The following is an 8,562-nucleotide window of genomic DNA, read 5'->3' on the forward strand; positions in this document are numbered from 1 at the left end:
GGCGTGTATCCTTAGGAATACAAGAAAAGCCTGTATGAAATGCTCTCATGGGCTTTTGGTTTATGTTCCTTAAGGTTGCCTTCCTTTGTACTGAAAAATGACGACTTTCAAGTTCGCCAATGGAAATTCTATGACAACAAAGACAAATTTGCTGCCTTCAATGCCTTCTTCTGATGCAACGATATCACGCTGGCGATGGGCCGCGATTGTTGTGTCTCTTGTTATGGCTCTTTTAGCATCGGTTTTTATTATATTGCTTTCAAATGCCGTTGATCGAGAAGTTGCACAGTTGAATACAAGTTCAGAATTGCGCGAACAAGCTGATTTGGTGCTTATTAGCTTAATCGATATGGCTATTGCTGATCGTCGCTATGCAAAAACCAGAAAGCCTGAAGATAAAGCACATTTTGAAAATGTGGCACGAGAGCTCGAGGATATTCTCGATTATACGGAGCTTATTGTTTATGCACATCCGCAATGGTATGAGTGGTTTACGGCTTTTAAAAAGGAAGTCGAAGCACGCAAGGCTTTTATGAATGCCCATATGCGCGCCTTTGATGGGGCGCCTGATCAATCTTCTCAAGCTGCTGTGCCCTCAGATATTTCTAGGATTCCGGTGGCACGTTTAGCCCAATTGATGACAAGTTTTATTAATGGCGATGATGTGGTACGACAAAAACAGCGTGAGGGCATCGCATTGATGCGGGCTGCTTTAACATTGGCGGCTATTGTTTCTGTTGTGAGTACCTTTATTTCTGCCTATTTTGTTATTAATCGTTTTCAACGTGATGTGCGCTCCTTAAAATTGTATCAATTACTGCTTCATAGCGAAAATATCGCTTTAGAAGCACGCGTGAAAGAACGAACACAAGAATTAGAAAAAGCACGCAATCACGCTGAAAAAGAACGCCAACGTGTTGAAATATTGTTGCAGGATGCAAGCCATCGTATTGGCAACTCTCTTGGGACGGTGTCTTCTTTGCTGGGGCTTCAATTAAGTCGGAGTAAAAATGAAGAAGTCCGTTCTGTGCTTGGGGCTGCACGTGATCGTATTCAGACAATTTCCACAGCACATCGTCGTTTGCGCTTGAGTGATGATATGGAAACGACGCTATTGGCAGAGTTTCTTAGTTCTGTTGTGCATGATGTCGAATTGTCCGTCCCTTTTGAATTGCGTGAAAACATTACCATTCACACAAACTTTAAAGATTGTCGACTGTCTTCAAGAGATGCAACAACCCTTGGAATTATCCTTGGTGAATTGTTGACCAATTCCTTAAAACATGCCTTTCCCGATCAACGAGAGGGGCATATTTATATCTCCTTTGGTCCTGAGCCAAATGGACAATTGATGCTTATTGTCGAAGATGATGGCGTGGGGATGAAAAACCAAACTTTAGAACAAAAAACGGGGATTGGTCGTGTGGTCGTGGAACAACTCTGTATGCAATTTGGTGAAAAACCTCTTTTTGAAACTTCTGCTTTAGGGGGCACAAAGATCGTCATTCCTTTACCAAAACTTAATACAGGTGGTGCAAAGGAAGCAACCTAGGTTATTTGAAGGCGCTCCCTTTGCGTGTGAAAGTTGAAAGGAAAAGAATGTTCTTATAAATTACTACAACTCTTCCATAGGGTGGCGTTAGCTCCATTTCGTCCTAAATTTTCGACCAAAACTGGTTTTCCTGTTTTTCCATTATAGGCTTTGACGTAAATATTTTTTCCGCGCACATTGACGAGGTCGTCGTCTCCTTTGAAGAGTGCTCCTGCTGTATAAACTGGAATGTTTCCAAAGACTTTGTCATCTTGTGCACGGCAATAGAATCGTTGATGTTCGTGTCCTACAAAAATTGCTGTTACATTATGGCTTGTAATGATGGATTTAAATGCTGCGAGTTTCTGAGCATTTTTAGGATGAAGAAAATGCGAATCTTGATCTCCAAAATAGGGGCGAGCATCGTGAAAATTGAGAATTGTAACTTTCCCTCTTGCATCAGCAGCCGCTAAATCTTTTTTGAGCCACTTAAGAGCACTTGTTATTCTTACTTTAGTGCTACCGTCAGATAAATTCGCCGTATAAGTTGGGTAATTTTGAAGCTGTACATAGTGAATATTTCCATAATCCCATGAGTAGCTTAGACTTCCCGTTATTATTTTACGGGCCATTTGGTAACGAATAAGCTTGTGAAAAGTTACATGTTGATTGAACTCCGGTAAAGAACTGCTATATTTGCCTAGTTCTTGCAACATTCTTTTCACAGCACTTAACGCACATGCATCCTTTGAAAGATTTGATACCGGTATCGTACAATCACGAATATTATTGTAATAATCATGGTTCCCTAGTCCTTCATAGACAGGATAGGCAATACTTTTATAGACATCTGCATAGTCTTGATAGGTTTGGGGGCGACCAAATTCCGTTAAGTCGCCATTGATAATATAAAATGAAGCTGCATGTGATTCTATTGCATGGGAAACTTTCTTATTTTCCTTTATCCATGGCTGTTTGTTGCTGTTTGCGTTAGGGGCGCCGGTATCCAAACGCCATGGCTGCGGATCTGCTGCTATGACAACTTTATAATTTTTAATAGGTGCCTTCCTTTTTACATACCCAATTGTTCTCGCGTTATCACAAACTCCTTCCACGCGTTCAAAATAATAGTCTTTGCTGCTTGCGGTAGCAGAATATTCATTGGCACCACGATAAGGATTATACCATCGGAATTTTAAAATAGTGCCATCATCTTGTACTTTATATTTAATCCATCCTCCGGATCCAAAAAGCCAAGCATCAGATGTTGCTGCTGCTTTGCCCACACACCCAGATGCAATTATATGCGAAGGCACTTTATTTTTCCAATATGCATCTGGTTTCCATTCTCCGCGCTCTATACCTTTATCAATTAATACCATAGAAGTAGGCGGATTGGTTAGTTCATTAACGATGTACACATCTGTAGAACGATCATCATAGGCAATTCGTTTTGGTATAGGTAATTTGTTGATAAAATCCCACCTTGTTTCGTTTGTTACACAAATATTTTGCGCGTGAAGGTAATGAGGTTTCATACAAACAAAGATGGTAAAAAAATCATGGTAATTATTATTTTGTATTGCATAATGTTATCATCAAAAATTGAAACAATCTTAGAAAATACCTGGTAGGTGTCATATCAATCAGAAACTTTAAATTTAATTTTTCATGAATCGTGTTTTGCCCACTATCTTTCACATGATATGATTTGTTTGAAAGAAAGATCATACTGAAAACAATAAGACCAACTTACAAATCTTGCTCGATTTATGCGTTTTTCTTTTTACAATTGCTATTCTTCTTCATCTAATTACGTGTGAAAAGTTCTAGAAACAAAGCTTTATGTTTTTTCTGTGGTATAAATTAAATGATAATCAATAGTAGAGCGCTTCATTAAATGAGGTTTATATAAGGCTTTAAGAGAACGCTGTAAGCTTTAATATGGAGAGTTTTCCTCTGCGCTTTGATAAGTTAGTTGTCTCTTTTGTAAAATGCTTTTTCCCTCTGATGTAAAAATATTGTCGAAGAATTTGTCATTCGGCTCTCAGCCCAATGGATAATCGTCATTCATTGTAAAAGATGATGATGTGGGTATGAGAAGCTAGGTTTTGATTATTTGATTTTTGAACAGCGATAGTTTGGTGAAAAGCCCCTTTTTGAAGCTATAGCTTTGAGGGATATAAAGATCGCTGTTTTTTTGCCCTCTCTATACTAAGTTTGGGCAAAAAAACAACGTTTGCCTTGTCAAGGTGATTTTAAGATCCTTTTTTGTTGTTGAGACTAGAGGAAAAAGTTCTTTTATAAATTACTACAGCTCTCGAAAAATTCTGTTTTGTTGCCTATTACGCCTAAATCTTCGATCAAAGTAGGTTTTCCGGTTATGCCATTATAAGCTTTAACATGGATATTTTTTCCCTGTACCATGATGTGGTAATAGTCTCCTCTAAAGAGTGCTCCTGATGTGTAGACAGGTATATTGCCGAAAACTTTATCATCTTGTGCACGACAATAAGCTTGAAAATGCCTATGACCAACAAAGATTGCTTTAACATTATGAGAGGTAATGATTGATTTAAAGACCGACAGACTTTGAGCATTTTGGGGGTTAATAAAATAAGAAGAATTATTAGGAAAAAATGCTTTTGCATCGTGGAAATTTATAACAGTGATTTTCCCTCTTGCATCAGCAGAAGCTAAATCTTTTTTTAGCCAATCCAAAGAGCTCTTAACATGGATAATCATATCCCTTTGTTTCAAATTAACTGTATAAGTCGGATAATTGTGAAGTTGTACGTAGTGAATATCTCCATAATCCCACGAGTAGCCAAAACTTCCTTCGATAGAACGAACAGATTTGTCAGAAGGGTTGGTTACCTCCGTGATGTCTTGATTGAAATGGGGGAGTTCGTCCTCGTATTTTTTGATTTCTTTGATCATTCTAGAGATGGCATCTATAGCACATGCATCATCTGAAGAATTCTTATCTTCAGGAATTATACAATGACCGACATTATTTGCATAATCATGATTTCCAAGCCCTTCATAAACAGGAGAGCCAAGGTTTTTGTATGTATTGGTATAATCTTCATAGGTTTCTCTACGACCAAACTCCGTTAAGTCACCATTGACGATATAAAACGCCGGTTTTTGTGATTTTATTGCTTGTGCAACTTTCTTATTTTTCTTAAGCCATAGGATTTTGTTTGTTTTATTGTTAGGATTACCATAATCCAAGCGCCATGCTTGCGGATCACTCATGATGATCACAGTATAGTTTTTGGGTGAAGTTTTCTTCGCGCTATTTGAAGATTTTTTGGTATTATGAGGAGAATCAATTTCGTCAGTTGAGGGATGATTTAAATTTCCAAATTTGGTTTCTGATTTTGTCACCTCACGAGGTTTATTTAAAATTTCCTGTTCTCCTCCAATAGTATAAGTTGTATAACTCAATATTGATAAAAAAATAATACTTATACTTGTATATTTATAGCTCATAAAATTATCCCCTCAGTTATTTGATAGTTTTCTATTTACGATAGTTTTCTATTTACAATAATGTATTATAATATATTACAATATATAGTTATTAAAACATTTTTTATATTTTATAACAATACTTTTTATTAAATATAACTTGTATTACAAGCTTTTAAATCCGAAATATATTTATTTTTGGGGAATTTTCGTTATTAAGAGTCCTTTGTTTTGTTTATTGAGAGACGTGCAATTGTCTTTTGATTTTTTCTTGTTCAATTTCTTTATGGTTAAGCTTCCTTTTTCGTTGCGCATTTTCCTTTTCTTCAATCGTAACTGAAATAACAGAATTCATTAGATTTTTAGCTTCATTGATGCTTTTCTTATTTGCTGAATAATTTTACGATTTTTCTGATTACATTTTTGAGACTGTTACACCATTCTGCGCGTGATAAGGTATTGCTATCGCTTTTTCAGAGACAAGAAAAAAAGGACTCAAAGCTATAATAATAATGATGTTTATTATTGGAGCTTTCATAAACTCAAACCTCTTTAATTATTTATGATCTTTATGTTATAAAATGTAAAACGATTTTATCAATTTGTGTCTTACATATTTTACATTTATAAAAATTTCAATTTAAAATTTAAGAAGGCGAGTTTTATATTATTTACTTGTTGTTTGTAGAAAAATTCAAACTTTTTTATTCCTCATGATCTTTTAAGATAGAGGGAATCATGCGGTTTTCAGTGTCTTGATAAACATATGTAAGAGAAGAGTTAGCATTTTCTTTTTTTTAGATTTCCATTGTACGTCTTGATAAGCAGGCTATGATTATTTTTGAGCATCGCTCTATTTTTTTGCGTATCCGTAGACTATAAAATATCTTTAAGCGCGGAAATGCCTTTGAGTTTGTGTAATTTCTAGGATATTTTTTGAAAGACTTTAAATGTTCATAAGCTTTTGAGGAAGACACTTGCACGGTGCTTTCATGTTTTAAGTATCGTCAGAGGGGGGGATCGGGCTGTTTATCAAGGAATCAATATTGTTTTTTTCTTGTAGGAATGTTTGTAGATCTTGATTCGTTAAGGCTTTGCTATTTGGTATACGGATGCGCATAGGATCAACTTTGACGCCATTGACAATGATTTCAAAATGACAATGGGGACCGGTTGCCATTCCTGTTGATCCGACATATCCGATGATTTGTCCTTGTCGTACTTTCACGCCTGGTTTGATGTCTGGTGCATAACGGCTTAGGTGTGAATAACTGCTGATATACCCATTGGCATGTTGAATTTCCGTATGGTTTCCATAGCCACCCGTTACGCCTACTTTTGTTACAACACCATCTCCTATAGCAATAATGGGAGATCCTTTAGGTGCTACCCAATCAACACCCGTATGCATGCGAACATAGCCTAAAATAGGATGTTTGCGTGGACCAAAGGGTGAACCAAAAACGCCATTGGGTGTGGGTTTGCGGAGTAAGAAAGGCTTTGAACTCTTTCCTTCAGAATCATAATAATCAACGCTTCCGTCTTTTAATTGATAACGGTAATATTTATAAGTAGTATTCCCAAAGGTTGCACTAATATAACGAATTTCTGGATCAGCATTCTTGAATGATTCTTTTGCTTTTAAATTCTTTTTGCCGTTTTTACTTTCTTTATCGCTCTGCGGTAAAGCATAAAATATTTCGATCTGATCATTGGGTGTTATCGGGCTTTTCATATCAATATTGGTCGCCAGCAGACGAATAAGACGATGAGAGAGAGATTGTGATATATTATGGCTGAGCAATGCACTATAGAGTGCATCATAAGCCGTTGGTAATTGCGCGCTATTAATATAAGAATGCGGAATACCATTTTGAAAAGCCGTTTTAAGTGCTTTAGACATTTTAGGTTCTGTGCTTTCAATGAATTGGCCTTTATCATTCAGGGCAATGGTGAGAACATGATACATCCCTTGATAAATGCTTGCGCGTACGAGATGATCTTCTTCGCCAGCTTGTGTCACGATCCCAATGCGTAAAAGACTTCCCTCTTTAAGGGTATCGGAAAGGCTCATTTTTTCTAGCGTTTTTATAACCTGTTCAACTTGATTCTTTGTGTAACTGGTTTTTTTGAAAGCATCGGCTATCGTTTGTTTTTTACGAATAGGGATAATATCTTCAACATAGTTTTTCATTAGATCGATACGGTGACTTTGAGGGGAAATGGTTACATTTTCTTGTACGATTCGGACTTCAGGGGAGTCTGTTTCTTGGGAAGGGGAGGATACATCTTCTAATTTTAAAGGATCGATTAGTGTGAGAACCGAAAGGAGTTCGGTGCTCTTTTCTAAAGTAAATCCAGCTTTTTGTACTTCTTGTTGTGCTTCTTCATCGGTTAATGTATCGCTGTCATCAAAATCAAATTGATCTATTTTAAAATCATAGCTGCGTAAGGTGAGTTTTGTTTCGATTTTTTCTCCATAAATCTGTCCCGAATCCTGTAGTTTAACGCTTTGATTTGTCGAATCACTGGCAAGAATGCTTAAAGAATCAAACTTTGGATAGCTGTATTTCTGGGGGCGCTTTTCGGCTAAAGCCATACGAATCCATTCAAAATGTTGTGTTTGAATGACTTTTTCATCGCCTTTTTTTTGCAGAATTGATAATTCAAATTGGCGTTTACTGTCGAAGCTTTGTCGTGCATGGGTGGGAAAAATACGATCACCTTTATAGCCATTGGCTTCAAGATCTTGTGATTCTAATAGGTTTTCTTGCGTAAACCATTGTGGTGGTGTTACCAATCGCTGTTGTTCATCAAGAGCGGTAAAAAGAGCAATCCCCATCAGAATGCAGGAAGTGATTCCTGTTAGCACTGTTCCTGTAAGCCAACGAACCGAGACCTGTCGGCGTGCGGGCCGCAAGCGTTTGACGACAAGAGCAGGGTCCTGTCCGGGATCGTTTTTTTGTTGTTCGTTATCCCACATAGATTCTAAGAGTACTTTTCAATATTAAATCAAAGAAAGCTAGCATAGCTTAGCTTGTTTCTACAAGAATTTGATTCTTTGTTATAGAATACAGATAATGTGCATTCTCTTCATACAACAATATCTTTATAAAACATAGCGGCAGAGAAATCGTCTTGAATCAATGTTAAAGTAACGTAAAGAAAGCGCTATCGCGTTTCACCCGTTTATATGCATTTCCTCGTTTTTATCCATTGCGGTGGAGCGCTATCCTTTCTTTAAAGGCGCTATGCTCTCTATTAACGCCTTATATTTTATATAATTTATGATTATGATAGCGGAATTGGTTGTACAATATATTGCTACACCTATATGTATTAGTATTTTAAAATAGAAAAAAAGTGAAAAATGATGTTGACTCTTTAGCTGAAAGAGTACTATATACGTCGAGTAACGAGAGCGGTTTCTGCTTGCGATGGTTGGTTTTGCTCTTGTTTTATGAACTAAGACTTATCATATATGTAGTGTTTTGCCTTTTAGGTTTTTATTTTACACTTTTTAGTGTATGATGTTTTTTGGTTTTAAAACGGTT

The 8,562-nt window shown here is 36.7% G+C and carries 4 protein-coding genes; 1 reads left to right on the forward strand and 3 read right to left on the reverse strand.

The features are described from left to right. The first annotated feature begins 130 nt into the window (after window positions 1-130). Window positions 131-1,552 carry a sensor histidine kinase gene (locus B5V81_RS08340; RefSeq protein WP_212113068.1) on the forward strand — a complete coding sequence of 474 codons (1,422 nt, stop codon included), beginning with the start codon at window positions 131-133 and terminating at the stop codon, window positions 1,550-1,552. Between the two features lie 53 nt (window positions 1,553-1,605). On the opposite strand, the gene B5V81_RS08345 is transcribed toward B5V81_RS08340, so the two are convergent. From B5V81_RS08345 to B5V81_RS08355, 3 genes are all read right to left on the reverse strand, one after another. Further along, window positions 1,606-3,069: a metallophosphoesterase gene (locus B5V81_RS08345; protein WP_212113069.1), complete on the reverse strand. Its 1,464-nt coding sequence runs from the start codon at window positions 3,067-3,069 to the stop codon at window positions 1,606-1,608. Between the two features lie 763 nt (window positions 3,070-3,832). Continuing rightward, window positions 3,833-5,029 carry a metallophosphoesterase gene (locus tag B5V81_RS08350; RefSeq protein WP_212113070.1) on the reverse strand — a complete coding sequence of 399 codons (1,197 nt, stop codon included), beginning with the start codon at window positions 5,027-5,029 and terminating at the stop codon, window positions 3,833-3,835. 976 nt (window positions 5,030-6,005) lie between these two features. Further along, window positions 6,006-7,991, reverse strand: coding sequence for a M23 family metallopeptidase (locus B5V81_RS08355; protein ID WP_212113071.1), 1,986 nt, complete (start codon window positions 7,989-7,991; stop codon window positions 6,006-6,008). Between the last annotated feature and the right edge of the window lie 571 nt (window positions 7,992-8,562).

This window comes from Bartonella queenslandensis, assembly GCF_018155095.1.
GTDB lineage: Bacteria > Pseudomonadota > Alphaproteobacteria > Rhizobiales > Rhizobiaceae > Bartonella > Bartonella queenslandensis_B.

Coding starts and splice junctions, on each gene's coding strand:
- B5V81_RS08340 (WP_212113068.1), top strand. CDS start 131: ATGACAACAAAGACAAATTTGCTGCCTTCAATGCCTTCTTCTGATGCA.
- B5V81_RS08345 (WP_212113069.1), bottom strand. CDS start 3,069: ATGAAACCTCATTACCTTCACGCGCAAAATATTTGTGTAACAAACGAA.
- B5V81_RS08350 (WP_212113070.1), bottom strand. CDS start 5,029: ATGAGCTATAAATATACAAGTATAAGTATTATTTTTTTATCAATATTG.
- B5V81_RS08355 (WP_212113071.1), bottom strand. CDS start 7,991: ATGTGGGATAACGAACAACAAAAAAACGATCCCGGACAGGACCCTGCT.